This is a genomic window from Alteromonas sp. K632G (assembly GCF_017653625.1).
Taxonomy (GTDB): Bacteria; Pseudomonadota; Gammaproteobacteria; order Enterobacterales; family Alteromonadaceae; genus Alteromonas; species Alteromonas naphthalenivorans.
Map to the genome: position 1 here is coordinate 1 of NZ_JAGGDM010000045.1, position 2,496 is coordinate 2,496.

Below are 2,496 nucleotides of genomic sequence, written 5' to 3' on the forward strand. Positions count from 1 at the left end.
GGCAACGGTATTGATCTTGAAATAGTGGTCAAAGGGCTATCTTTTTTCATTGACAGCCCGGAGGCTCATATGTGTTATATTGCTTCGCTTAAACGTCCTCAATCCAAATAGTGCCGAATTTTTCAGTAAGCTGCTCAATTAAAAAACCTAAAAATTCAAAGTAATCTCCTGAACGATGAGTATAAAAGCCGCAATCTGTAACTACTATCTCAAAGATCATTCTTTTTCCTTGCATTGAACGGACAATCCATTTTTCTGTGCGTTTTTCAAATTGTAGTTCTGAGCAAAGATCATCTAGGAATAGCGATGCTTGCTCTTTAGTCACTTTATCCTGAAGTTTAATATGTTGAGTTAAACCCAAATTTGCCTCCTTGCAATATAACTTCCCACTAAGGGGCGATAACACATGGACTAAAATCCGAGCGAAGCGAGCCAGCCCACGAGTTAGCGTCCCAGCGATCGAAGGGAGTGCCAACAGCGTTTTGTTATACACACATTAACCGTGATGCCTGCGAATATACGTAATCAACTTATCATCATTGAATTCTAAGGTTACTATATTTACTGAGCTGTAGGTTATATCTTTGTCTAAATGATTTGGTCTGACTTTTCCTGACTCAGTCATTTTAATAATGGCAACATTTCCCCCAGTCATTATTTCGTTTATAACTATTGAACTGTAGTAAATCTTGTCACTCATTTTGGCAATCATACCTTCACGTAAAGCGGACTTTTCCGTAATCGTTACTTTAAACTTCACATGTTCATCGACGAATTCGTCTGCAATTAAATTAATAAAGGCATCAATATCCTGAGTTGTAGTTTCAGGTTGCTGTCGAGCATTTTTGGCTTCCACAAACTTTGTCGCTAGTTGCTCCAGTTCTCCCTCTGAGAGAGCAGCATTGGCAGTAAACGATAGAGGTAAAAAGACAAATAAAAGTAAGAGCTTATACATAATCTTCCTTGTGTGTATAACTTTTAAATAAGGGGCGCAGGCACGTAGGGCATAATGGCGCAGCCGCCCAGCGTGTTTGCGTCCCAGCCCGCGCAGCGGGCGTACTTAATTTTTTTGTTATATTGCATTTTTCAATACAGCCTTTGTTTTACCAAGAGGGTTAACCGCTATGCGCTGAAGCTGTATACCAAAGTTACAAATTGCTTGAGGCTCGACTTTCATATCAAAGTTAACTTTATAGCTTTCGTTTCTGACATTAGTGAAAGATTCGATGTGAGCAATAGTAACAGCAAACATTGTATGGCCAGAACTGTCTGTACAGAAAGCATGAATGGAAAAATAAGAAAGATCAGGGGTGGAACGGCTTTTGAACTCGAGCTCATCTTTTGTGGTTCGAGGAAACTTCTCAAGAAGTCTTCCCAGATGCTCAATCTCCTCTCTATTTGTATAGCAATCTGCTTGGCCAGAGAACTGCCCATTACTACCGAATATAGAGATTTCAAATAAAGATTCATCTTCCCATATTGATGAAACTACGAGCTGACTTTCCATGTTACTCCTGCAATATAACGCCTTAATAAACGGCGAAAAATAGCAGGCTAAACTAAGCGAAGCATGAGCGCAAGCCTGCTGTTTTGCGTCCACTGTTTAATTAACTTGTTAGTTTTCGTTATACCAATTTTCCCAAATTTTAGGAGCGGGGTATTTCAATTTATATGCTTGAATATCGTCTTTACTTGCGTACTTTAAATAAACGCCAAAATAATCGATTAGATACTCTTCACCTGTTCCCATTCGCCAAAATATATTGCTAGGTTCATATTCAGGGAATTTTTCCCAAGGAGGTAAAGGAGGATTCGCTTTGAGTTCACTTTCAAACCTTTGCTGAAGCATGGCTTCCCAATCCTTTTTGTGCTTTAGATAGGCTTCCCAATCTTCAGCCGAAACTCCTTCAGGTGCTCCTATTTCATTTGAAGCCATAGTTGTCCCTGCAATCATAAACAAACTTAAAAATATAAAACGAATCATCATAAGAAAACTAACTTTTAAATAAGGGGCGCAGGCATTTGGGGCATAATGGCGAAGCCGCCCCGCGTATAGGCGTCCCAGCGAACGCAGAGAGCGAATTAAGCGTGTTGTTAGGTGCATTTAAACCCCGTAAACAAATAAACTTAATAAGAGAAACGAACCCCATGTGAAGAATGCCAAGATTACAACGAAACTGCACCAAGCCATTTGCTTACCTAATTTCTGAACCACAACAATTCTAACTTTTTTAAATAGCCAAGCGATGATTGCAACCGGGAATAGCCATAACGAAATGATACCAACCGAAAAGAACCAGCTTCCATCTGTGCCTATAATTACTGTGGTAAATGGAACAAACCATATTACCCAATAAACCACACAAAAAACCGCTAGCACTTGATATGTTCGAGGGATAATTTCCACGATTTGGCACCTAACTTTTGAATAAGGGGCGCAGGCATGTGGGCTAAAATCCGAACGAAGTGAGCAGCCCACATGTTTGCGTCCCAGCC

5 protein-coding genes are annotated in these 2,496 nt (G+C 40.1%); all 5 read right to left on the reverse strand.

Translation table 11 applies throughout. From position 1 onward, the window contains the following. Nucleotides 1-88: 88 nt before the first annotated feature. Nucleotides 89-361, reverse strand: coding sequence for a hypothetical protein (locus J5X92_RS20750; protein ID WP_013783723.1), 273 nt, complete (start codon nt 359-361; stop codon nt 89-91). 135 nt (nt 362-496) lie between these two features. Then, nucleotides 497-955 carry a nuclear transport factor 2 family protein gene (locus J5X92_RS20755; RefSeq protein WP_013783724.1) on the reverse strand — a complete coding sequence of 153 codons (459 nt, stop codon included), beginning with the start codon at nt 953-955 and terminating at the stop codon, nt 497-499. Nucleotides 956-1,072: 117 nt separating this feature from the next. After that, nucleotides 1,073-1,507 carry a hypothetical protein gene (locus J5X92_RS20760; protein ID WP_126874065.1) on the reverse strand — a complete coding sequence of 145 codons (435 nt, stop codon included), beginning with the start codon at nt 1,505-1,507 and terminating at the stop codon, nt 1,073-1,075. A 108-nt stretch (nt 1,508-1,615) separates the two neighbouring features. Next, entirely contained in the window at nt 1,616-2,104 is a 489-nt protein-coding gene (locus J5X92_RS20765) for a hypothetical protein (RefSeq protein WP_244361166.1), read from the reverse strand. Beyond that, the coding region (locus J5X92_RS20770; RefSeq protein WP_208806423.1) for a hypothetical protein at nt 2,105-2,496 on the reverse strand (392 nt) is incomplete at its 5' end.